Origin of the sequence: Amycolatopsis sp. NPDC004625 (genome assembly GCF_040609695.1) — a bacterium.
In the GTDB taxonomy this organism is placed as follows: Bacteria; Actinomycetota; Actinomycetes; order Mycobacteriales; family Pseudonocardiaceae; genus Amycolatopsis.
Map to the genome: position 1 here is coordinate 108,526 of NZ_JBEXKX010000018.1, position 24,050 is coordinate 132,575.

General features: G+C 74.4%; 6 protein-coding genes. 1 reads left to right on the forward strand and 5 read right to left on the reverse strand.

The features are described 5' to 3' along the window. The first annotated feature begins 12 nt into the window (after positions 1-12). Positions 13-1,503: a WD40 repeat domain-containing protein gene (locus tag ABZW17_RS22260; RefSeq protein WP_354817132.1), complete on the forward strand. Its 1,491-nt coding sequence runs from the start codon at positions 13-15 to the stop codon at positions 1,501-1,503. Between the two features lie 16 nt (positions 1,504-1,519). Here ABZW17_RS22260 and ABZW17_RS22265 read toward each other — a convergent pair whose 3' ends face one another. The 5 genes from ABZW17_RS22265 to ABZW17_RS22285 are packed head-to-tail and all read right to left on the reverse strand — an operon-like array spanning position 1,520 to position 23,952. Beyond that, positions 1,520-1,726, reverse strand: a complete 207-nt coding sequence (locus ABZW17_RS22265; protein WP_354817135.1) for an MbtH family NRPS accessory protein — start codon at positions 1,724-1,726, stop codon at positions 1,520-1,522. Then, positions 1,723-11,877, reverse strand: a complete 10,155-nt coding sequence (locus ABZW17_RS22270; protein ID WP_354817138.1) for an amino acid adenylation domain-containing protein — start codon at positions 11,875-11,877, stop codon at positions 1,723-1,725. The genes ABZW17_RS22265 and ABZW17_RS22270 overlap by 4 nt, the downstream gene beginning before the upstream one ends. After that, positions 11,874-18,140 carry an amino acid adenylation domain-containing protein gene (locus tag ABZW17_RS22275; protein ID WP_354817141.1) on the reverse strand — a complete coding sequence of 2,089 codons (6,267 nt, stop codon included), beginning with the start codon at positions 18,138-18,140 and terminating at the stop codon, positions 11,874-11,876. Before ABZW17_RS22275 ends, ABZW17_RS22270 begins: the two co-directional genes overlap by 4 nt. Then, entirely contained in the window at positions 18,137-21,259 is a 3,123-nt protein-coding gene (locus tag ABZW17_RS22280; protein ID WP_354817144.1) for an amino acid adenylation domain-containing protein, read from the reverse strand. Before ABZW17_RS22280 ends, ABZW17_RS22275 begins: the two co-directional genes overlap by 4 nt. Next, the gene (locus ABZW17_RS22285; protein ID WP_354817147.1) at positions 21,259-23,952 is read right to left on the reverse strand and encodes an amino acid adenylation domain-containing protein; all 2,694 of its coding nucleotides are present in this window, start codon (positions 23,950-23,952) and stop codon (positions 21,259-21,261) included. The genes ABZW17_RS22280 and ABZW17_RS22285 overlap by 1 nt, the downstream gene beginning before the upstream one ends. Positions 23,953-24,050: the final 98 nt, after the last annotated feature.

The window sequence follows — 24,050 nt, forward strand, 5'->3', positions numbered from 1 at the left end:
TCCTGGCCGACCGTGTCGCCAGCGGCGGCCCGCCGACCGTTCTGGGATGTTTCGGATGCCGGGCGGCCCCAAGCGCTGGGCAATCCCCTGACCGGCCCCACGGGCAAGGTGTACTCCGTCGTCTTCAGCGGGGACGATCGGACGCTGGTCGCGGGCAGCGCGGACAAGAACGTCTACCTCTGGAACGTCGCCGACCTCCGGAATCCCGCTCCACTTCCCTCGCTGAGTGGCGCCAGCGGGCGGGTGAACGCGGTCGCGGTGGCACCGGACGGCCGGACGGTCGCGGCCGCCAGTTCGGACAGTTCCGTGCGGCTGTGGGACCGGGCTACCGGGCGAATCGTGGTCACCCTGCCCCACCCGGGGCCGGTCACCGGGACAGGCTTCCTCGACGACGGCAAGACCTTGGTCACGGTCGCTGCCGACGGGGTGACGCGGCTGTGGCCGGTTCCGGGTCAGGTCATCGGCGACCGGGCGAATTCCGTGTTCTCGATGGAGTACGCGGGCCGCGGGAGCCTGCTCGTCACCAGTGCCGGGATCGCACCGGACACGAACGAACTCTGGGACACCACCGACCCGAGACATCCGGGGCAGCGCGGGGTCGTCCTCACGAACCCCCTCACCGGCGCCAAGTTCTCCGGTTCGGTGAGCATCAGCCCGGACGGCCGGACCGTGGCCAGCGGTATGGACGACGGGCGCGTCGTCCTCTTCGACGTCTCGGACCCGGGCAGACCGGCCACGCTCGGACTACCGTTGCGCACCGGCAGCAGCCTCGTCGAGACGCTGGAGTTCAGCCACGACGGCCGTTTCCTGGCCGTGGGCACCGACGAGCACACGGTGACGTTGTGGGATCTGTCGAACCGGAACGGGGGCACCCTCGCCGCGCGTCTGGACGGTCCCGCGAACAGCGTCTATTCGCTCTCGTTCAGCGCCGACGACACCCTCCTGGCCGCCGGCAGCCTGGACTACAAAGTCTGGCTGTGGAACATCACCCGCCCTGCTGCGCCCGAACCGCTGCCGACGCTCGAGGGGTTCGCAGGCTACGTGCATTCGGTCGTCTTCAGTCCCCAGGGCCGGTTGCTGGCGGCCGGCAGCGCCGACAAGACCGTCAGGATCTGGGACCTTCGCGACCCACACGCCCCGGCCAGCGTCGGCGCACCGCTGGTGGGCGCGACGAACTACGTCTACTCGGTTGCCTTCAGCCCGGACGGGAAGACACTGGCCGCAGGAGGGTACGACCGCACGGTTTGGACATGGGACGTCACAGACCCGTCCTCGCCCAAGTGGCTCGCCACCCTCAGCGCGCCCACGGACGCGGTGTTCGTCGTCGAGTTCGCACCGGACGGACGGACCCTGGCCGCCGGTACCGCGGAGAAGGCACTGCGGCTCTGGGAGACCGATCCGGACCGTGCGGCGGCGGAGATCTGTGCCGCCGTGGGCCAGCGCATCACGGTGCAGGAATGGGAGAGCTACGTGGTCGACCGGCCCTATGCTCCGCCGTGTTGACCGCCGTCACCCTGCCTCAGTCCTGCCGCTCCACCAAGCTCAACGGGCGCATGTCCCGCCAAGCCGACTCGACGTACTCCACGCTGCCCTTCCGGCTGTCCGCCGGCCGCACGCTCCGCCAGCCCGCCGGTACCTCCACCTCCGCCGGCCACAGCGAATGCTGACCTTCCTCGTTCACCAGCACCACGTACTGCGCGTCGTCGTTCTCGAACGGGTTCGTCAAGACACTGCCCTCTTCAGCTCGGCGGCGATGATCGGCCCGATGTCGCCCAGGGGGCCCTGGCGCAGCATCGTCGTGTGGTGGCAGTCGATGCGGTACTCCTCCAGCCCGCCCGTGATGTGCTCACGCCACGCCGAAGCCGACGGGGATTCGTCGCGGGCTGCCGTCAGGTACACCAGGTTGCCCTCAAAACGGCCCGGTGGGGATGCCTCGATCAGGCGGTGCGTGTGGATTCCGCTCTCGACCAACGTGGCCAGGTCCTCGCCCGTCGCACCCAGGTCGTCGCCGATGGCGGCCGCTATTGCCGGGCGGTCGACTTCGGCCTGGCCCGGTACCGAATCCAGCAAGCCCAGGAAGTGGACCTGCTCGCCGGTGCGCTGGAGGTGGCAGGCGATCGCGTGGGCGATCGTTCCGCCCGCCGACCAGCCCAGCAGGTGGTACGGGCCCGATGGCTGCGCCGTCTTCAGCTGCGTCACGTAGTCCTCGACCATCGCCTGCAGGCTCGCCGGCGGGTCCGTGCGCCGCGCCTGCAGGCCGTACACCGGGCGGGCCGGCAGGAACGGCAGCAGGCCCGTGTAGCACCAGCTGAGCCCCGAAATCGGGTGCACGCAGAACAACGGCGGCTCGGTTCCGGTGGTCCGGATCGTCAGCAGCACCTCGCGGCCGGTCTCCGGCGCCTCGTCGCGGTCCAGCCGCTTCGCCAGCTCCTCGGGCGTCGGTGCGGCGAACAGCGTGCGGACCGGGACGTCGGCGCCCAGTGCCGTGCGGATCCGGCTCATCAGCTTGACCGCCAGCAGGGAATGCCCGCCCAGCTCGAAGAACCCGTCGTCGACGCCGACGCGTTCCAGGCCCAGCGTTTCGGCGAACAGGCCGCACAACGCGACCTCGCGGGCCGTTCGCGGGGCGCGGCCGGCCGGGGCGACGTCGGGGGCCGGCAGCGCGGCCCGGTCGGCCTTGCCGTTCGGCGTGACCGGGATGGCGTCCAGGACGACGAACGCGGACGGCACCAGGTGCGCCGGCAGCCGTTCGACCAGCCATTCCCGCAACACCGGGGTCGCACCGGCTTCGGCGACGACGTAGGCGACCAGCCGCGGGTCGCCCGGCCGGTCCTCCCGGACCACGACGACCGCGCGCGCCACGTCCGCGTGCTCGGCCAGCACCGCCTCGACCTCGCCGGTCTCGATCCGGAAGCCCCGGACCTTGACCTGGCCGTCCGCGCGGCCCAGGTACTCCAGGTTCCCGTCACGCCGCCGGCGGACCAGGTCGCCGGTGCGGTACATCCGCGTTCCGGGCGCGCCGAACGGGTTCGCCACGAACCGTTCCGCGGTGGTGCCGGGCCGGCCGAGGTAGCCGCGGGCCAGGCCGGGGCCCGCCAGGTACAGCTCGCCGGTGATTCCGGGCGGCACCGGCCGCAACGCGCTGTCGAGCACGTACTGCCGGGTGTCCCGGACCGACCGCCCGATCGGCGGGTTCCCGTCCCCGGTCAGCGGGTCGCTGGCCGTCGTGTACACGGTCGCCTCGGTCGGGCCGTAGACGTTGACCAGCAGCCGCCCAGGCGCCCAGCGCGCGGCCAGGTCCGCCGGGAACGCCTCACCGCCGACGATCACGGCCATCCCCGCCGGGACCTCGTCGGGTTCCAGGAACGCCAGCACCGACGGCGGCACGTGGAGGTGGGTGATCGCGCGGCCGGTCAGCAGCTCGGTCAGGGCCGGGCCGGGCAGCCGCCGGTCGGCCGCGGCGAGCACCAGCCGGGCGCCGGTCGTCAGGCCCATCGCCAGGTCGAGCACCGACGCGTCGAAGCTCGGCGAGGCGAACTGCAGGATGGCGTCCCCGGGGCCCGCCTCGAACCGCGCCGCCTGGTCGGCGGCGAGCGCGGCCAGCCCGGCGTGCGTGACGGCGACGCCCTTCGGCCGGCCCGTCGAGCCCGAGGTGTAGATGACGTAGGCGAGGTTCTGCAGGTCCGCGCGCGGCGCGGCGGGCGGCGGCCCGGCCGGCTCGAGCGCTTCGAGCAGGACGACCGGGCGGTCGTGCGCCGGCAGCTCCGCCGCGATCGCCCCGGTGCTGATGACCAGCGCGGGCTCGGCGTCCGCCAGGAGGTAGGCGATCCGCTTGGCCGGGTAGTCCGGGTCGATCGCCAGGTACGCACCGCCCGCCCGCTGCACCGCCAGCATCGCGGCGATCAGCTCGGCCGAGCGCGGCAGCGCCAGCGCCACCACGTCCTCCGGGCCGACACCGCGCTCGACGAGGATCCCGGCGAGCCGGCCGGACCGCGCGTGCAGCTCGGCGTAGGTCCACTCGACGTCGTCGTCCACCACGGCGATCTCGTCCGGGTGGGCCGCGACGGCGTCCTGGACCATCTCCGGGAACGTCCGCTGCGGCACCGGAGCCACCTCGGCCGACGGCAGCACCAGCGTCAGGTCGGCCGCCGAGAGCAGGTCGAACTCGCTGACGCGGGTGCCGGGATCGGCGGTGGCCGCGGTCAGCAGCCGGGTGAACCGGTCGGCCAGTGCCGCCGCGGTGGCCTCGTCGAACAGGTCGGTGCGGTATTCGACGGCGCCTTCGATGCCGTCGCCGTCCTCGCCGAGGTTGAAGGTCAGGTCGAACTTCGCGCCGACGGCACCGACCGCTTCCGGCCGCGCCCGCAGGCCCGGCAGACAGATGTCCTCGTCGGCGGTGTTCTGCAGGACCAGCGCCACCTGGAACAGCGGGTGCGCGGCCAGCGACCGGGCCGGGTTGAGGTTCTCCACCAGGCGGTCGAACGGCAGGTCCTGGTGCACCAGCGCCCCGAGGGCACCGTCCTTGACCCGGCCCAGCAGCTCCCGGAACGCCGGGTCGCCGGCGGTGTCGGTGCGCAGGACGATCGTGTTGACGAACATCCCGACCAGGTCGTCGAGTTCCTCGGCGTGCCGGCCCGCCACCACCGATCCGATCGGCAGGTCCGTGCCGGCCCCCGACCGCGTCAGCAGCGCCGCCAAACCGGCCTGCAGCACCATGAACAGCGTGCACCCGGACTCGCGGGCGAGCTCGTTCAGCCCGTCGCGCAGCTCGGCGTCGAGACGGAAGTCGAACACGCCGCCGCTGTGGCCGGTGTCGGCCCGGCGCGGCCGGTCCAGCGGCAGCTCCAGGAGCTCGGGGCTGCCCTCCAGCGCGTCGCGCCAGTAGGCGAGCTGCCGGGCCAAAGCGGCGTCCGGGTCGCCTTCGTCACCGAGGGATTCCCGTTGCCACAACGCATAATCCGCGTACTGGACGGGCAGCGGGGTCCACTCCGGAGCCGCGCCGGCCAGCCGGGCCTCGTAGGCGGTGCCCAGGTCGCGGGTGAACGGGGCCAGCGACCAGCCGTCGCACGCGATGTGGTGGAACACCACGACCAGGACGTGCTCCTCCGGGGCGACGCGGGCCAGGTGCGCCCGCAGCGGCAGCTCGCTCGTCAGGTCGAAACCCTGCTCGCACCAGGCTTCGAGCGTCCGTTCGAGCTCGCTGGGCTCGGTGACGGTCAGGCCGGGTTCGGCGTCGAGGATCACCTGACGCGGTTCGCCGTCGACCTCCGGGTAGACCGTGCGCAGGGCCTCGTGGCGCCCGGTGACGTCGGCCAGCGCCCGGCGCAGCGCGTCGACGTCGAGCGTGCCGGTCAGCCGGAGCGCGAAGGGCAGGTTGTACGTCGAGTCGGGGCCGGCCAGCCGGTTGAGGAACCACAGCCGCTGCTGGGCGAACGACAGCGGCAGCACGTCGGGGCGCGGCCCGCCGAGCAGGGCCGGGCGGGCCGTCGCCCGGCCGGCCGCGGACAGCAGCGCCGCGAGCCCGGCGACGGTCGGCGCCTCGAACAGCGCGCGCACCGGCAGTTCGGCGCCGAACGCCGAGCGGATCCGGGTGACCAGCCGCGTGGCCAGCAGCGAATGCCCGCCGAGGGCGAAGAAGTCGTCGTCGATGCCGATGGGCGACACCGAGAGCAGGCCGGAGAACAGCTCCGCCAGCACCCGCTCTTCCGGCGTGCGCGGCGCCCGTGAGGCCGCCGAGCCGGTGAAGTCCGGGGCCGGCAACGCCTTCCGGTCGAGTTTCCCGTTGGTGTTCAACGGGATCTCGGCGAGCGGCACGACCGCGGCGGGCACCATGTAGTCCGGCAGTGAGCGGCCGGCGAACGTCCGGAGCTCACCGGGGTCGAGGTCGGCGGGCACCACGTAGGCGACCAGGCGCGGGTCGCCCGGCCGGTCCTCCCGGGCGATGACGGCGGCCTGCGCCACCGCGGGGTGGCCGGTGAGCACCCCTTCGATCTCGCCCGGCTCGATCCGGAACCCGCGGATCTTGACCTGGTCGTCGGTGCGGCCGAGGTACTCCAGCGTGCCCCCGGCCTGCCAGCGCACCAGGTCCCCGGTGCGGTACATCCGCGTGCCCGGCGCGCCGAACGGGTCGGCGACGAACCGCGTGGCCGTCAGGTCCGGGCGGCCGAAGTAGCCGCGGGCCAGCACCGCGCCCGCCAGGTACAGCTCGCCCGGGACGCCGGGCGGCACCGGCTGCAGCTGCGGGCTCAGCACGTAGGCCCGCGTGTTGGCCAGCGGACGGCCGAGCGAAACCGTGGTCCCCGCGACGATCCGGCAGGCGAGGGTGTCCACAGTGCACTCAGTGGGCCCGTAGTAGTTGTAGGCGGCGGTCCGCGGCGCGGCCGCCACCTCCGCCCACAGGGCCGCGTCGATGGCCTCGCCGCCCAGCGACAGGATCGCGGGTGCGTGCGCCGGGTCGTCGAGCAGCCCGGCGGCCAGCAGCGGCTTGGCGTAGGACGGCGTCACGTCGAGGAAGTCGATCCGGTTCGCCACCGTGTAGGCGACCAGCTCGTCGGCGTCGGCGCGCACCTCTTCGCTGATGACGTGCAGCGTGTGGCCGTCGAGCAGCCACAGCAGCTCGTCCCACGAGGTGTCGAAGGAGAACGACGCCGTGATCGCCACCTGCACCGGCCGGACGCGCTGCGCCAGCGGCGCCATCAGCGTGGTCCGGTGCTCGTGCAGCAGGTTCGCCACGCTCCGGTGCTCCACCACGACGGCCTTGGGCCGGCCGGTCGAGCCGGAGGTGTAGATCAGGTACGCGGGGTGGCGGGGGAGCAGCGGCCGGACGCGCTCGGCCTGGTCGAGGGCCCAGTCGTCCGCGGCGAGGACCTCCTCGTCGAGCTCGGTCAGCACCACGGCGGGCGCGGCGTCCTCGAGCATCGCGGCGACGCGGTCGCCCGGCATGGCCGGGTCGATCGGCAGGTAGGCCGCGCCCGCCTTGAGCACGCCGAGGATCGCGACCACGAAGTCGGTGGTGCGCGGCAGGATCAGGGCGACCCGGTCCTCCGGTCCGACACCCGCGGCCACGAGGTGGCGGGCGAGCCGGTTCGCGCGGGCGTCGAGCTCGGCGTAGGTGTACCGGCCGTCCCGGGCCACCAGCGCGAGTTCGTCCGGGGTGCGGGCGACCTGGCTCTCGAACAGCTCCGGCACGGTCACGGCGTCGAACGCGGCAGCCGTGTCGTTCCAGCCGTCGAGCACCTGACGCCGTTCTTCGGCGGTCAGCAGCTCGCCGCGGCCGAGCTCGGTCCCCGGCGCGGCGGCGAACCCGGCGAGCAGCGTTTCGAAGTGCCCGAGCAGCCGGTCGGCGGTCGCTTCGTCGAACAGGTCGGTGTTGTACTCCAGCCGGCAGAGCAGCCGGTCGTCGCGGTGGAAGACGTCGAGGGCCAGGTCGACCTGGGCGCTGCCGAGGCCGGTGTCGTCGCGCTCCCGCACGGCGAGGCCGGTCATGCTCGGCGGGGTGTCCTTGATGTTCAGCAGGTTGAACATCACCTGGAACAGCGGGTTGCGGCCGGGGTCGCGCTGCGGGTTCACCGCTTCGACGAGCCGGTCGAACGGGACGTCCTGGTGGGCGAACGCACCCATCGCCGTCTCCCGGACACGGCCCAGCAGCTCGGTGAAGGGCAGCCGGGCGTCGAGTTCGGTGCGCAGCACCAGCGTGTTGACGAAGAACCCGACCATCTGCTCCAGCTCGACCTCGGTCCGGCCGGCGACCGGGGTGCCGATGCAGAGGTCCGTCGCCCCGGTGTAGCGGTGCAGCAGGGCCTGGAACGCGCCGAGCAGCGTCATGTAGAGGGTGACGTCGTGGTCGCGGCCGAGCCGTTCGAGGTCCGCCCGCAGCCCGGCGGGCAGCCACCGGTCGGCGATGGCGCCGTTGTGGGTCTGCACCCGCGGCCGCGGCCGGTCGGTCGGCAGTTCGAGGGCCGTGGGCGCGCCCGCCAGCCGCCCGGTCCAGTAGGTCAGCCCCTCGTCGAGGGCTTCGCTCAGGTGGTCCCGCTGCCACAGCGTGTAGTCGCCGTACTGGACGGGCGGCTCGGGCAGCGGCGACGGCTGGTCGGCCAGGAAGGCGTTGTACAGCCGGCCGAGCTCGTCGAACAGGATGTCCAGCGACCACCCGTCGACGATGATGTGGTGCATGCACAGCGCGAACACGTGCCGGTTTTCGCCGGTGCGGAACAGCGTCGCGCGCACCAGCGGGCCCTCGGCGAGGTCGAACGGCCGGCGGAGGTCGGCCTGCAGCGCTTCGGGCAGGCCGGCCTCGTCGACGTCGAGCACCGGGAGGTCGACCGGCGTGGCGGGCAGCACCACCTGGACCGGCTCGCCGTCGTGCTCGGGCAGCACGGTCCGCAGGGTTTCGTGCCGCCGGACGACCTCGGTGAGGGCGGCCCGCAGGGTGTCGACGTCGAGGGCGCCGTCGATGTCCAGCGCCAGCGGGATGGCGTAGGCGGATTCGGCGCCGGCCCGTTCGAGGAACCACAGCCGCCGCTGCACGAACGCGGCCGGGATCGGCCCGTCCCGGTCGGTCCGGGCGGTGATGCCGGCCCGGCGTCCGGTGCCGGCGGCGCCGACGACGCGGGCGAGTTCGGCGACGGTGGGATTGTCGAGCACGGTCCGGATCGCGATCTCGGTCTCGAACCGCACGCGCAGCCGGGACGTCAGCTGGGTGGCCAGCAGCGAATGCCCGCCCAGGTCGAAGAAGTTGTCGTGGATGCCCACGCTCGCCACGCCGAGCAGCTCGCGCCACAGTTCGGCGATCGCCGACTCCGTTTCGTCGCGCGGCAGGTCTGCCGGCTCGGCGTCCGTCTCGACGACGTCCTCGGCTTCGGGGGCCGGGGCGGCGACGGCCCGGGGCTCTTCGTCGAGGGCCCACCAGCGGCCGCCGCGCCAGGCGTGCACCGCGCTGTCGGCGAACGGCGGCTGCGTCGGCGGCGGCCCGTCGTCGAGGTCGTACACCGTGACCGGCCCCGCCTGACGCAGGTCCGCCACCAGGGCGTCGTCGAGGAGGCCGTGGCCGAGCAGGACCAGGCGCACGCCGGCGGTCGCGGCGCCGGCCGCCAGCCGGGCGAGGCCGGTGCGGGAGTCCGGGTCCGGCCCGACCGCCACCACGACGGCGGGCGAGACCGCACCCGCGGTCCCGGCCAGTGCTTCGTCCACAGTGGACGCCGTGATCGTCGACGGCGGGGTGGTGAGGGCGGGCACCAGGTCCGGGGCCGGGATTTCCCCGACGGTGACGATCACGTCGTGCCGGCGGGCGGCGGCCGACTGCGAGGTCGCCCAGCGGCGGCCGGCCTCGCAGTCGATGGCCTCGAACGGGTGCGGCGGCAGCGCGCAGCGGACCTTCTCGTCGGTCAGCTCTTCGACCGGGATGTCGAACCCGCGCTCCCACAACGCGCCCAGCGCGGCGAGGAGGTTCTCCTCCTCGCTGTCCTCGGCCCGCCGGGTGAGCGGCACGGCCAGGTGCGCGGGGGTCCACGCCGGGTGCGCGCGCAGCATCCGGGTCATCGTCTGGCCGGGACCGAGCTCGACGAACACCCGGCAGGAGCTGCCCAGGAGGGTCTCGACGTCGTCGGCCAGCCGGACGGTGCCCGCGGCGTGGTCGGCCCAGTAGTCGCCGCGCGCGACCCTCGCGGGATCGGCCCAGCCGCCGGTGAGGTTGGACAGGTAGGGCAGGGCCGGCGTCGTGGTCGGGATCTCCGCCACGACGCGGCCCAGCCGGTCGGCGGCCGGTCGGACCGCCGCCGTGTGGTAGGCACCGCCGAGGTCCAGCACGCGGTCGCCGTACCCCTCGGTGCGCAGCCGGTCGATCAGCTCGATCGGGCCGGCCAGCACCGAGTAGCGCGGCGCTTCGATGGCCACGGCCAGCCCCGGCCGGGTGGCCAGCAGCTCCCGCACCTGCTCGGGCGGCCCCTGCACGGCGAGCATCCGCCCGGGCTCGACGTCGTCGAGGATGGTGCCGCGGGCGTGCACGACCCGCAGCGCGTCCGATGGCGTCCACAGCCCGGCGACGGCCGCGGCGACGCATTCGCCGGCGCTGTGGCCGAGCATCGCCTTCGGTTCGATGCCGAATTCCTGCAGCTGGCGGGCGAAGGCGAAGCCGATCGCGAACAGGGCCAGCTGTTCGTGGACGAGCGTGCGCAGCCAGCCGGCGTGGTCGCCGGGCCGCAGCACGGTGGCGATGTCGATGCCGAACTTCGCGCGCGTCTCCTCGGCGAGGCCGTCGAACACCTCGCGGAACACCGGGAGCGTGCGGTGCGCGGCGCCGCCGAACCCGGCCCGCAACACGCTGGTGCCGGGGAAGAGGAACGCGGTGTCCCGCTCGGCGGACACCTTCGTGGCCGGTTCACCGAGGCGCAGGGCTTCGGCCGCCTCGGCGCGGTCGGTCGCCACCACGGCGCTGCGGTGCGGGAACTGCCGCCGCCCGGCCGCCAGGGTGTAGGCGACGTCGTCGAGGGCGTCCTCGCCGGCTTCGAGGTGGTCGGCGAGCTCGGTGCGGATCGTGCGCACGGCGGCCGGGGTCGATCCGGACAGGCAGAACACCCGCGGCCGCGACCGGCCGGTCCGGCTCGGCGCGGTGGGCGGGGACTCCAGGATGACGTGGGCGTTGGTGCCGCCGACGCCGAACGCGCTCACCCCGGCCAGCACCGCGCCCTCGGCGGGCAGCGGGGCGAGTTCGGTGGCGATCCGGAACGGCGAGGAGTCCAGTTCCAGGCCCGGGTTCGGGGTCCGGTAGTGCAGCGTCGGCACCAGTTCGCGGTGCTTCAGCATCAGCGCGGTCTTGATCAGGCCCGCGGCACCGGCCGCGGCCCCGGTGTGGCCGATGTTGCTCTTCACCGCGCCGAGCCGGCAGAACCCGACGGCGTCGGTGGCCTCGCGGAAGGCGGCCGTCAGCGCGGCGACCTCGATCGGGTCGCCGACCCGGGTCGCGGTGCCGTGCGCTTCGACGTAGGCGATGTCGGCGGCGTCCACCCCGGCCTGGGCCTGGGCGAACCGGATCACGTCCCGCTGCCCGTCGAACGACGGCGCGGTATAGCCGATCTTCGTGCCGCCGTCGTTGTTCAGCGCCGAACCGCGCACGACGGCGACGATCCGGTGGCCGTCGGCGAGCGCGTCTTCGAGGCGCCGCAGCACGACGACGGCGACGCCGCTGCTGCCGACGGTGCCGCTGGCTGCGGCGTCGAACGGGCGGCAGTGGCCGTCGGCGGACTCGATGTAGCCCTCTTCGTGGAGGTAGCCGGTGGCCTGGGGCAGCCACAGCGAGGCGCCGCCGGCCAGTGCGGCGTCGCATTCGTAGTTGAGCAGGCTCTGGGCGGCCTGGTGGACGGCGACCAGCGACGTCGAACACGCCGACTGCACCGTCATCGCCGGGCCGCGCAGGCCGAGCTTGTAGGCGACGCGGGTGGCGATGTAGTCCTTGTCGTAGTCGATCATCCGGGACAGGCCGTCGCCGTTGCCCTGCAGCGCCGGGTTCATCATGTCGCAGCCGGCGTAGACGCCGACCCAGCCGTCGAACCGCCGCGGGTCGAGGCCGGCGTCGTCGAGCGCGGCGGACGACGACTCGAGGAACACCCGCTGCTGCGGGTCCATGGCCGCGGCTTCGGCCGGGCTGTAGCCGAAGAACCGGCGGTCGAAACACTCCCCGCCGGCCAGCACGCCCCGGGCGGGGACGTACCGCGGGTGGCGCGCCAGCGCGGGGTCCACCCCGGCGGCGACCAGGGCCGGCAGGTCGAACCGGGTGATCCCTTCGACCCCGGCGCGCAGGTTCCGCCAGTACTGCCCGGCGTTCTCCGCGCCCGGCAGCCGGCAGGCCAGCCCGACGATCGCGATCGCGTTGCTCTCGGTCATGCGGCGTCGCCCATCTTCTCGGGACGGCCCGGCCTGGCCCGGCGCGCCCGCGCGCGTTCGGCGCGTCCTCGTACGTCCACAGTGGACTCAGGGGTGGTCTTCGCCGGTCCGGCTTCGAGGGCCTGGGCCAGCGCGTGCACGGTCGGGTGCTCGAACAGCCGCCGGATCGGCAGGGTGATCGACAGCTCGCGTTCCAGCCGCGAGTGCAGCGCCCCGAGCAGCAGGGAGTTGCCGCCGAGGTCGAAGAAGTTGTCGTGCGCCCCGACCGCCTCCAGGCCCAGCACCGCCGACCAGACCGCGGCGATCCGCTGCTCGGTCCCGGCTTCCGGGGCCGTCCACGCGGTCGCGCCGACGCGGTCTTCGCGGCCCGGGGCGGGCAGCGCCTCGACGTCGAGCTTGCCGCGGTGGTTCAGCGGCAGCGCCGGCAGCCAGACGACGGCGTTGGGCACCATGAACTCCGGCAGCCGCGTCTTCAGCCCCGCCAGCACCGCCTGGGTGTCCTGCGCCCCGCCCGGCGGCGCGACCAGGTAGGCGACCAGCGCGGCGGCGTCGCCGGGGAACCCGCGCACGACGGCCTGGTGGACCAGCGGGTCGAGCTGCAGCTGGGTCTCGATCTCGGCCGGTTCGATGCGGTAGCCGCGGATCTTGAGCTGCCGGTCGAGCCGGCCGAGGTACTCGAGGGTGCCGTCGGGCAGCCAGCGGGCCCGGTCGCCGGTGCGGTAGATCCAGCCGGGCCGCCCGTCCGGGTCGCGGTCGGTGAACCGCTCGCGGGTGAGGTCGTCGCGGCCCCAGTAGCCCTGCGACACCGTCGCGCCGCCGACGAACAGCTCGCCGGGCATCCCGGCCGGGCAGCGCTGCCCGGCCGGGTCCAGGACGTAGGCGTGCACGCCGTCGATCGGCCGGCCCACGCAGTTGAGGGCGGTCGCGGTGGCGACGTCGAGCACGTGGGTGGTGGTGATGTAGGTCTCGGTCGGCCCGTAGGCATCGCAGACGCCGTACGGGGTCTCCGGCGGGACGGTCGACAGCGGCGAGCCGGCGAAGAACAGCCACCGCAGCGAGTCCGGCGCGGTGCCCGTCGTCCACAGCGCCTCGGCCAGCGGCGTCGGCGTGAAGAACATCGTCACGTCCTGCTCGCCGAGCCACGCGAGCAGCTCCGGCACGACGACGGGACGTTCGTAGGGCAGCAGTTCGGCGCCGCCGCAGAGGGCGGGCCACACCTCGTACTCCGTCATGTCGAAGGCGACGCTGTGGATCTGGCTGACGCGGTCGCCGGGCCGGACGCCGAAGGTGTCCACGTGCCAGCGGGTGACGTGGGCGAGGCTGCCGTGGCTGTAGGCGACGCCCTTGGGCTCGCCCGTGGTGCCCGAGGTGTAGAGGACGTACGCGGTCGAGTCCGGGCCGGGCAGCACCGCCGCCGGCCGTGCGGTGACCTCGGGAACCTTGCCGACGTCGAGGATCGCGGTGCCCGGCGGGACGGCGCCGGCGAGGTCGGCGGCCGAGTCGGTGATCACCGCGCACGCGCCGAGGTCTTCGAGGATGAACCGGATCCGCCCTTCCGGGTAGGCCGGGTCCAGCGGGCTGTAGACGAACCCGGCCTTCCACGCGGCCAGCATGGCCACCACGAGGTCGGCACCGCGGGGCAGCACCAGCGCGGCGACCGGGCGGTCGCCCTCGGCCGTCGCCCGCAGCACCGACGCCAGGGCGTCGGCCCGCCGGTCGAGCGCGGCGTAGCTGAGCACGCCGCGGCCGGTGCGCACGGCCGGGGCGTCCGGCCGCGCGGCGAGTTGCGCGGCGAACAGCGCGGGCACCGTCGTCGGTTCGGCGGCGGGCGCGGTCCGCTCGAACCCGGCGAGTTCGGTCAGCTGCTCGGCGCCGAGCAGGTCCAGGGTGCGCACGGGCTGGTGCACGATCTCGGCGAAGGCGTCGACGAACCGGCCGATCCAGGCGGCCATCCGGTGGGCTTCGCCGTCGGTGATCCGGTCGCCGCGGTAGAGGATCGTGCCGTGGAGCCGGCCGTTGCTCTCCTCGAACCCGACGGTGAGGCCGAGTTTGGCGGCGTACCCGGCGCCGCTGTGGTCCAGTTCGAGTGGGGTGAGCGCGGCGCCGCCGAGCTCGGTGCGGACCCGGCCCACAGCCGTCGCGGCCAGCGTCACGTCCGCATACGGCGTCCAGCCCGGCCGCCGCGGCGGCCGCAGCCCGTCGACGACGTCCTCGAACGGCACGCGCTGGTCGTCGAACGCCGCCAGCGCGGTTTCCCGCACGGTGTGCAGCAGGCCGAGGACGGTGGTCTCGTCGTCGCATTCGGACCGCAGCACGACGGTGTTGAGGCACGGGCCGAGCAGGTCGGGGAATTCGTCCCGGTTGGCCACCGGGAAGCCGAAGGTGACTTCGTCCTGCCCGGTCCACCGGTGCAGCAGCGCGGCGAGCGCGGTGGCGGCGACCATGAACCACGAGCACGACATCCGCTGTTCGGCCCGCAGGCGGCGCAGTTGCTGCAGGGCGGCGGGGGACAGCGGGATCGGCACCGAACCCGGCTGCGCCTGCCGCAGCGGCGGGGTGAGCGCGGGGAACGCGGGCGCGCCGTCGAGCCGTCGCGTCCAGCGGTCCAGGGCCGCCTTTCCGGCGGCGCTCGCGCGCTCGTCGGCCTGCGACAGCGCGAAGTCGCGGAACTGCGCCCGGCCCGGCGGCAGGATTTCGGCGAGCGGGCGGCCGGCGAGGTCGCCGATCCCGTCCAGCACCCGGCCGAGGCCGTCGGCGAGCCGCTGGACCCGCGCGGCGGGGTGCCGGTCGCCGCGGTAGGACAGCACGGCGCTGAGCTTCCCGGCTTCCTCGACGAAGGTGACGGTGAGCCCGAACTTCGTCTCGTGCTCCCAGCGGTCGAACGGCCTCGGCGTCATCGTGGCCGGGCCGAGCGCGTGGCCGCTGGCCTCGCCGGTGACGAGGTTGAGCATGACGTCGAGGAACGGCGTGTGCCCGTGCCGCCGCTGCGGGTCGAGCCGCTTGAGCACGGCGGGCAGCGGCGCCGCCTGGTACTCGAAGGCGTCCAGCATCGCGTCGCGGACCTCGTCGAGCAGCTCGGCGAAGGTCGTGCCCGACGTCGCCTGCGAGCGCAGCACGACGGTGTTGAGGCACGGGCCGAGCACGTCCTCGGAGTCCTCGTCCTCCCGGTTGGCCACCGGCAGCCCGAAGGTGATGTCCTCGCTGTTCGCGCTGCGGTGCAGCCAGGCCGACACCGCCGCGACCGCGACCATGTACCAGCTCGCGCGGTGCTCGTCGCAGAGGGCGGCGGCGCGCTCGGCGAAGTCCGGGGAGAACGGGACGGGCACGGCGCCGTGCGGGCCGGTCTGCCGCGGCGGCGTGCCGAGGTCGAGCGTCTCGGGCGCACCGGTGAGGCGTTCGGTCCAGTAGCCGAGGACGTCTTCGCCGTCGGCCGTTTCGAGCTCTTCGCGGTGCCGCCGGGTCACTTCGGCGAACTGCACCGGCTCGGGCAGGTCCGCGGCCGCGAGCCCGAGGGCGCGGCGGTAGGCGTGGTCGAGGTCGCGCTGCAGCACCGGCAGCGACTGCGCGTCGAACACGATGTGGTGCAGGCACAGCAGCAGCACGTGCTCGCCGGGGGCGAGAGTGACCAGGTGCGCCCGCAGCGGGCGGCCGGCCCCGAGGTCGAACGGCGTCGCCGCCTCCTGGTCGACGAGCGCGTCGATCACCGCACCGGCGTCCGTCCCCGGCTGCTCGCCGAGGTCGGTCCGCGCCAGTTCGGGCACCCAGGGGTCGGTGACGACCTGCAGCAGCCGGCCTTGCCGCTGGCGGAACGCCGAGCGCAGGATCTCGTGGCGTCCGGTCAGGGCGCCGAGGGCGGTCTGCAGCGCGGCGGGGTCGAGGTCGCCGGTGATCCGCCAGGTGAGCGGGACGTTGTAGGACGGGCCGGTGGCGACCATCTGCTCGGCCAGCCACATCTGTTCCTGCATGCTGGACGCTGGGGTGCCGGCCGCGGCCGGTTCGGCCGGGCGGTCCGTGGCCGTGCCGGCGAGGGAGTCGAGGTGGGCGGCCAGCTCACGCGGCCGGGCCAGCTGGTAGACGTCGGCGACCGAGAGCGTGATCCCGGTGCGGGCGGCGATTTCGCCGGTGAGCTGGGCCAGCATCAGCGAGTGCCCGCCGAGTTCCAGGAAGGAGTCGTCGACGCCGGGTTCGGGGCCGCCGAGCACGTCGGCGAAGATCCCGGTGAGCAGGCGCTCGGTCGGTGTCGCGGGTTCGGCGCGCGGCCCGGCGGGCAGCTGCCCGCCCAGTTCGGCCAGCGCCCGCCGGTCGACCTTCCCGTTTCCCGTCAACGGGAATTCCTCCACGACCAGGAACGCGGCCGGGATCATGTACTCGGGCAGGTGGCTGCCGAGGAAGGCACGCAGGCTGGCCACCGACGGCGGCGGGCCCGCGCAGTCGAGGTAGGCGGCCAGCTTGTCGCCGTCGAGCAGGACGACCGCGTCGGCGATCTCGGGGCGCCCGCGCAGCAGCGACTCGATTTCGCCGGGTTCGATCCGGAACCCGTGCAGCTTGATCTGGTTGTCGACGCGGTTGACGTACTCGAGCTGCCCGCCGGGCAGCAGCCGCACCAGGTCGCCGGTGCGGTAGAGCACGCCCCGCGCCGGGTCGGCCGGGTCGGGGCGGAACCGCTCGGCGGTCAGCTCCGGGCGCCGCAGGTACCCGGCCGCGACGCCGTCGCCGCCGATCCACAGTTCGCCCGGCTCGCCCGGCGGCACCGGCCGCATGGCCTCGTCGAGGATGTTGAGGGTGGTGTTGGTGACGGGCTCGCCGAGGGTGATCGGGCCGGCGGTGACCCGGCCCGCGGTCGACCAGATGGTCGTTTCCGTGGGGCCGTAGAGGTTCCACACCACGCGGGCGCGCGGGAGCAGCTCGTCGGCCAGCGCGCGGGGCAGCGCTTCGCCGCCGCAGAGGACGGTCAGCTCCGGGTCGCCGGGCCAGCCCGCGGCCAGCAGCATGCGCCAGGTGGCCGGGGTGGCCTGCAGGTGGGTGGGCCGCGTCCGGGCCAGGTGCCGGCCGAGCAGCGCGCCGTCGCGGGTGATCTCCGCCGGCGCGACCTCGACCGTGCCGCCGGTGATCAGCGGCAGGAACAGCTCGAGCGCGGCGATGTCGAAGCAGACGGTGGTGAGGGCCAGCATCGTGTCCTGCTCGCCGAAGCCGGGCTTGGCCGCCATGGACCGCAGCAGGTTCGCCAGGCCGCGGTGGGTGACGCGCACGCCCTTGGGGCGCCCGGTCGAGCCCGAGGTGTAGATGACGTAGGCGATGTCGTCGCCGGTGACCGCGGCGCCGTCGGCGATCGGGTCGGTGGCGAGCACGGTGTCGAGACCGGCCGCTTCGACGCCGGTCGCGGCGATCTCGGCGGGCAGCGTCCCGTCGGCGATGAGCAGGCCGGCCTGGGCGTCTTCGAGCATCCCGGCGATGCGCTGCGGCGGGTAGATCGGGTCCAGCGGCACGTAGGCCGCGCCGGACAGCAGCACGCCGAGCAGGGCCGGCACCAGGTCGGCGGAGCGGTCGAGGTACACCCCGACCAGGTCGCCCCGGCCGAGGCCGCGCCCGGTGAGGTAACCGGCGACCGCGCGGGCGCGCCGGCCGAGTTCGGCGTAGCTGAGGGACGTGTCGCCGAAGACCAGCGCCGTCTCGCCGGGCGTGCGGGCGGCCTGGCCGAGGAACTGCGCGGGCAGGGGCCGGGCCTGCTCGACCCAGACGGTTTCCGCGGGCGGCCCGGCTTCCACGGCGAAGGCGTCGTAGCAGTCCTTCAGTTCGCGCAGGAACAGCCGGGTCGAGGTGGCGTCCCAGACGATGTGGTGGACGCACAGGAACAGCACCTGCTGGTCGTCGTCCAGGTCCGCGAGCCCGACGCGCAGCAGTCTCGCCTGCGCGAGGTCGAACGTGCGGCGCGCGGCCTCCCGCAGCCAATCGGCCAGCCGGTCTTCGGCGTCGGGTTCGCCACGCAGGTCGACGCGTTCGATGGACGGTGTCCACGGCTCTTGGACGTGCTGGTAGAGCCGGCCGTCCTGTTCGGCGAAGGCGGTGCGCAGGATTTCGTGCCGTTCGACGACCACGGCGATGGCCCGTTCCAGGGCCTCGGCCGAGAGGGTGCCGTGCACCCGCCAGGCGAACGGCATGTTGTAGAGCCCGTCGCCGGGTTCCAGCCGTTCGGCGAACCACATCCGCTCCTGGACGCTCGCCGCCGGCACGTGCCGGCCGTCCGCCGTGTTCGTCGCGCTCATTTCCGCGTCTCCCCGAGTCGGTGCACCGCGGCGGCGAACTCGCCGGCCGTGGGATGGTCGAACAACGTCCGCACGCTGATCCGCACGCCGAGCTCCCGGCGCAGGCGGCTGACCGCACGGGTGGCGAGCAGCGAGGTGCCGCCCAGGTGGAAGAAGTGACCGGTGACGCCGACCTCGGCGCCGAGCAGCTCGGCCCAGACCCGGCAGACGGCCGTCTCCGTGTCGGTGCGCGGGGCCACGTACCCGGCGCCGCGCCCGGCCGGGCCGGGTTCCGGCAGCCGGGCCCGGTCCACCTTCCCGTTGGCGTTCAACGGGAACTGGTCGAGCGCCACGACGTCGCCGGGCACCATGAAGCCCGGCAGCGTCCCGGCCAGCTGCGTCTTGATGTCCTCTGTGGACAGTTCGGCCGGGTCGCCGTCGGCGACGACGTAGGCGACCAGCCGTCCGCCGTCGTCGCCGGCCCGCACCAGCACGAGCGCGGCGCGCACGCCGGGGCAGGCGGTCAGCCGCGCCTCGATTTCCCCGAGTTCGACGCGGTAGCCGCGCACCTTGACCTGGTCGTCACGCCGGCCGAGGAACTCCAGCGTCCCGTCGGGCCGCCAGCGGACCAGGTCGCCGGTGCGGTAGAGCAGCTCGCCGGGCGCGCCGCGGGGGTCGGGCACGAACCGGCCCGCGGTCAGCTCCGGCGCGCCGACGTACCCGTGGGCCAGCCCCAGCCCGGCGACGCAGAGCTCGCCGGGCACGCCGGCGGGCACCAGGCCGAGCCCGGCGTCGGCCACGTAGCAGCGGGTGCCGCGGATCGGCCGCCCGATCGGCACGGACACGGCGTCGCCGGGCACCTCCGTGATCAGGTGGGTGGTGCTGAACGTGGTGTTCTCGGTGGGCCCGTACCCGTTGAGCAGCCGCCGGGGCGCGTGGCCCGCGGCCAGCACCCCGCGGATGACGCCCGCGTCGAGCGCCTCGCCGCCGACGAGCACGGTGCCGAGCCCGGCGACGGCGTCCGGGACCTCGCCGACGGTGTGGTTGAACAGCGACGACGTCATCCACAGCACGGTGACACCCTGCGCGCGCAGCTCGTGCGCCAGCGCGGCGGGTTCGACGACCGTTTCCCGGGGCAGGATGACCAGTTCGGCGCCGGTGAGCAGGGCGCCCCAGATCTCGAAGGTGGCGGCGTCGAAGGAGATGCTGCTGCTGTGCGCGACGCGGTCACCCGGCCCGATGCGGACGTAGTCGGTCTCGTGCACCAGGCGCACGACCGCGCGGTGCGGCACGCGCACGCCCTTCGGCCGCCCGGTCGACCCGGAGGTGTACATGACGTACGCCAGGTCTTCGGGCGCCGCGGCGATACCCGGGCCGGCCTGCCCCGATGTCTCCTCGACGAGCACCTTCGGCCCGGCCCAGCCCGCCGTCCGGTCGGCGAACGCGGCGCTGGTGACGACGACGGTGGCACCGGCGTCGCCGAGCAGGTATTCGAGCCGGTCGGCCGGGTAGCCGGGGTCGAGCGGCAGGTAGTGCCCGCCGGCCCGGAGGATGCCGAGCAGGGCGGCGACCTGGTCGATCGAGCGGTCCAGGCAGACCCCCACGCACGCCGGCCGCCCGGCCGTGCGGGCCAGCACGGCGGCGGCGACCTGCCCGGCCCGCGCGTCGAGTCCGGCGTAGGTCAGCACCTCGGTGCCGGACCGCACGGCGGGTGCGTCCGGCCGCAGCGCGACCTGCTCGGCGAACAGCTCCGGCACGGTCTTGCCGGGGCCGACCATCGGCTCGGCGGCGTTGCCCCAGGCCAGGAGCTGGTCTTCCTCGGCCGGCGACAGCACCGCCAGGGACGCCACCGGTGTGGCCGGGTCGGCGGCCGCGCCGTCGAGGATCCGTTCGAGGTGCCGCAGCAGCCCTTCGACGGTGCCGCGGTCGAACAGGTCCCGGCGGTAGTCGACGTCGACGACGAGCTCACCGTCGGCTTCGGACACCATGAAGTCCAGCTCGAACTTGACGACACCGGGGTCGAACGCGAATTCGGTGACCGCCGAGCCGGGGATCCGCAGCGGGTCGGCGGGGGTGTTGAGGAACGACAGCACGACGTTGACCAGCGGTGGCCGGCTCAGGTCGCGGTCGGGTCCGGTGAGATCCGCCAGCCGTTCGATCGGCAGGTCCTGGTTTTCCTGGGCGCGCAGCGCGGTTTCCTGGACGCGGGCGAGCAGCTCGCCGAAGCCCGGGTCGCCGCCGAGGTCGGTGCGCAGCACCACGGTGTTGACGAAGAACCCGAGGAGGTCTTCGAACTCGGGGCGGTCGCGGTGGGCGATGGCGGCGCCGAACACGACCTCGCCCTGGCCGGTGTGGCGGGCCAGCACCGCCGACAGCCCGGCGGCCACGGCCGCGAACAGCGTCACGTCGTGCCGTGCGGCCACTTCCCGGACCGCGGCGAGCACGGGGGCGGGGATCCGGCGCCGGACGCGGGCGCCGTCCCAGCCCTGCACAGGCGGGCGGGGCCGGTCGGTGAGCAGTTCCAGGGGTTCGAAGCCGGCCAGCTGCTTGCGCCAGTGCCGCAGCTGGGGTTCCAGGGCGGTGTCGGTGAGCGTTTCCCGCTGCCAGCGCGTGAAGTCGGCGTACTGGACGGCGGGTTCGGGCAGCGGCGAGCCGAAGCCGAGCAGGAACGCCGGGTACAGCTCGGACAGCTCCCGCAGCAGCAGCGACAGCGTCCACTGGTCGGCGACCAGGTGGTGCAGGCAGACCAGCAGCACGTGGTCGTCGTCGCCGATCCGGAACAGCTCCGCGCGCAGCAGCGGGCCGTGGCGCAGGTCGAACGGCCGGAGCACGTGGGCCCGGGCCAGTTCGGCCGCCTTCGCCAGCCGCTGTTCCGGCGTGCCGCCGTCGACGAGGGTGACCGGCAGCTTGACCGGCTCGGGCGGCAGGGGCCGCAGTTCCGGCCCGTCGGGGCCTTCAGCCACGACGGATCGGACGACCTCGTGGCGCCGGACGACCTCGGTCAGCGCGGCGGCGAGCAGGCCGGCGTCCAGGGGCCCGCGGACGCGGTGGGCGGAGGGGATGTTGTAGCCGGTGGCGCCGGGGTGCAGCTGGTCGAGGAACCACAGGCGTTGCTGGGCGAAGGACAAGGGTGCGTGCATCAGGCCGCCTCCCGCCGGTCGGTGGTGCCGACGCGGGCCGCGATCGCCCCGACGGTGGGCGCGGCGAGCAGGTCCCGCACCGGGACCCGGACACCGAAGTGGCGCAGGAGCCGCGCGGACAGCTGCGCCAGGGTGAGCGAGTGCGCGCCGAACGAGCGGAGGTCGTCGTCGCGGCCGACACCGGCGCGGCCGAGCACCTCTTCGGCGAGCCGGGTGACCGCCTCTTCGGCGGGGGTTCGCGGCGCGGCCGAGGGCGACCGGCCGCCGCCCAGCCAGTGCGGTGGCGGCAGGGCGTCGCGGTCGACCTTGCCGACCGGGGTCAGCGGGAGCCGGTCGAGCACGACGAACAGGTCCGGCATCTCGTGCGGGACGAACCGCTCGGCCAGCGCGTCCCGCAGGTCCTGCCGCAGGGCCTCGGCCGCCGGCTCGTCGGGCGCGCGGTTCTCCAGCACGTCCGGGACGCCGGTCGCGGCGGGCCACGGGATGCGGGCGGTCTCCGGCACCGACTCGTGCACCCACACCGCGTCCACGGCGCCGTCGGGACGACCGGCGGCCCAGCTGAGCCGGAGGCGGTAGGGCAGCCCGAGGCACAGGGCCCGCAGGTCGATCGGGGACGGCGTGCCGGGCCGCGTCCGGAGCTGCCCGGCCGGTGCGTCCGCCTGCACCGCGGCCCACGCGGCGAGTTCCGCGTGCGGCACGGCGCGGACGCCGACCACCGGCTGCCCGCCGGCGCGCAGTACCGCCCGGACCGCCGCCAGGTCCAGGCCGTCGGCGGTCCAGTCGAGCCAGGTGAACCCCGGTGCCGCCGGGCGGTCGCCGGTGCGGATGATCGCGTCGAACCGGCCCGGACCGGAGCGGTCGAAGCGGGGCACGATGTCGGCGTCCAGCGCGGCGAAGGCGGCGGGGTGGATCGCCGGCGCCGGGTCCGCGGCGAGCCGGCCGCGCACCCGCCAGCGCAGTTCGTGCGCGGACGTCTCGTCCGGAGCCGCGGCCAGCTCGGTGGCGCAGTGGGCGGCCGGCAGCAGCGGCAGGGATCGCACGCCGCTGACGATCACGACGCCGGCGCTGCCGGCCAGGTCGGCAACGGCGGCGAGCACGTCGGCGGCCGAGCCGAGTTCCGGGGCGTGGGCGTCGAGGAGGACGACGTCGAAGGGGCCGCGAGCGGTCGCCGCCTCGGCGACCGATTCGCGCCGGACGTGGGTGCCGGCCGCTGCGGCGAGCCCGGCCACGCCCGGGCCGATCTCGAGCAGCGATTCCGGTGCCAGGGCGCGAATCGCGGCCACGGTGGCGGTTTCGTCACCGGCCGGCCCGGGCGGTGCGGTCCAGCCGGTGGCCGGCGTGCGGCCGGGCTCGACGTAGGCGACCAGCTGCGCGGTCTCCGGCGACGGGCGCACCGCGACCACCGCGGCCTGGCGGACCTGCGGGTGGCGCAGCAGGACGCGCTCGATCTCGTCGGGTTCGATGCGGTGCCCGCGGATCTTCACCTGCCGGTCGACGCGGCCGACGAACTCGAAGTCGCCCTGCGGGTTCCGCCGCGCGAGGTCGCCGGTGCGGTAGGTCCGCCGGGCACCGGCCACGCCGAAGCGCCGGGCGGTCAGCTCGGGCTGCCCGCGGTAGCCGCGCGCGACACCGGCGCTCGCGACGACCACTTCGCCGGCCTCGCCGTCGGGCACGGGCTCGCCGTGGGTGTCCAGCAGCCGCACGTCGACGCCGCCGAGGGCGCGCCCGATCGGGATCGGGCCGTCTTCGGTGGCCGAGTCGGCGACGACCGCCGACGTGACGTACACCGTGGTTTCGGTGGGGCCGTAGATGTTGAGCAGCCGGAAGGGCAGCCCGGGCCGGGGCCGCCGCCGCAGCGCTTCGCCGCCGGTCACCAGATACCGCAGCGACAGCGTCTCCAGGTCCGGCTGGGCGAGGAAGATCTCGGCCAAGGCCGTGGTGAGGAAGCAGAGCGTGATTTCGTTGTCCCGCAACGCGTTGACCAGCCGCTCGGGATCGGCGCGGTCCTCGTCGGACACCGCGACGCCGTGGCCGCCGACGCTGAGCAGCGGCCACAGGTCGAGGATCGAGGCGTCGAAGCTCAGGGGCGCGGCAAGCGACCCGCGGTCGTCCGCGGTCAGCTCCAGCGCGGCCGCGTGCCGGTGGCAGAGGTTGGTGATGCCGCCGTGTTCGAGCTGGACGCCCTTCGGCGCGCCGGTCGAGGCGGAGGTGTACATGAGGTAGGCCAGGTCGCCGGCCGCGGCCCGGCCTGCCGGCGGTGTGGCGGGGCAGGCGGCGATGCGGGCCGCGTCGGTGTCGGGGTTGACGATTTCCCAGGCACCTTCGGCCGGGGCCGGCCCGCGGGTCACCAGGACGCGTGCGCCGCTGTCGCCGAGCATGTACCGCAGCCGGGCGGCGGGGTAGCCGGTGTCCAGCGGCAGCGCGGCCCCGCCGGCCTTGAGGACGCCGAGCAGGGTCACGTAGTGGTCGAGGCCGCGGGCGAGGTGGATCGCGACGACGACGTCCCGGCCGACGCCGAGGGACCGCAGGTGGTGGGCGAACCGGTTGGCGCGTTCGTCGAGTTCGCCGTAGGTGAGGGTGCCGTCGGCGCAGGTGAGGGCGGGGGCGCCGGGGTCGAGCCGGGCCCGGCGCGCGACGAGCTCGTGGACCGGTTCCGCACCGCCGGCGCGGTCCGCGCCTTGCCGTTCGTCCACAGGCCGTTTCCTTCCCCCGTCGCTTCTTCACCCGCCGGGGTGATCCTCTCGACCGGCCGTCGTGGAGGTCCTCTTCCGGAGTGCGGACCGGGAGTCCG